At 66.5% G+C, this 1,060-nt stretch carries 2 protein-coding genes; both read right to left on the minus strand.

From position 1 onward, the window contains the following. Positions 1-91: 91 nt before the first annotated feature. The gene (locus EOL86_15560) at positions 92-391 is read right to left on the minus strand and encodes a hypothetical protein (GenBank protein NCD26987.1); all 300 of its coding nucleotides are present in this window, start codon (positions 389-391) and stop codon (positions 92-94) included. A gap of 112 nt (positions 392-503) precedes the next feature. Then, the gene (locus EOL86_15565; GenBank protein NCD26988.1) at positions 504-869 is read right to left on the minus strand and encodes a hypothetical protein; all 366 of its coding nucleotides are present in this window, start codon (positions 867-869) and stop codon (positions 504-506) included. Positions 870-1,060: the final 191 nt, after the last annotated feature.

Consider the following 1,060-nt stretch of genomic DNA (forward strand, 5'->3'; position numbering starts at 1 on the left):
TTCGCGGCACTTGTCGCGCACGGACGGCCAGCCCGTCGTTGTGATACCGACCGGGAGGACAACATGCCGGGCTACAGCCGACAGCGGCGGCTCAGATTGTCGCGGCGTCCCAGGCTTCGTCCGGGGTTGCTTCGGATCGCTCACGCGCCTCGTCAGCCTCCGACTTCTCCAACGCCTCGATCTCCCTGCCGATCTCGAGCGCACGGTTCGCCAGCGCAGCCAATGCCACGCCGGAGGTCTTCGGGTCATCCAGCTTCCGCGCCACGGCCAACCTCAGTTGCTTCAGTAAGTCCAAGTGGGAGCCGTGTTCAGCGGCGTCAGTCACCGACTCGATAGCCGGTGCGGGTGGGATGTCGTCAGCGGAAACGGCGCGCAACTTCGGTGGTGCCACGTGTGAACACCTCCCCTGCCAAACAAAAAACGCTTACGGACAGACAGGCCCTCGCCGCAGGGAGTGGCCTAGCGGGTGGGGTACGGGGTCCCCGCCACCCCCCCCTCCCCCCTCAGCCGCGAAGTCCGGCGAGCAGTGAGCCCCACGAGTCGGTCACCGGCCACGCGGGCTCAGTCGCAACTCGTGGCTTGACTGATCGTTCACGGTTGCACGTTCTATGCGCGAGTCGGCAGTTGTCGCGGTCAATGGGGGAGCCACCGTGACTGCGGGGGATCACCTCATCCACCTCGGCGCGCATCGGATGTGGAACGCAGCCGGGGCACCCGTCACCGGGACAGCGTGGTCCGTGCTCGCCCCACGAGTAGGTGAGCGTCTTGTCCACGGGTAGTCCGCAGACGTGGCAGACATCCTCCTCGGCCAGCACCCTGGCCCGGACCTGCCTACGCCGGCCCCCGTTAGCGTTGGCGGGGGTGGTCATCGGCTACCCCCTCGGCCCGTGTGCTACCCCCGCCCTACGGCAGCCGAGTCCCCATAGGTGCGTGTGCTGGTGGGCGGGGTGATCGTGGAATGACGAAGGCCCCGACAGAATCGGGGCCTCTTGTCACGTGTGATACACGCTACGCTCACCATACACGTCATGTGGGACATCTACAAGCGACACGCGCTCAC

The organism is Deltaproteobacteria bacterium, from assembly GCA_009930495.1.
Lineage (GTDB): Bacteria > Desulfobacterota > Desulfovibrionia > Desulfovibrionales > Desulfomicrobiaceae > Desulfomicrobium.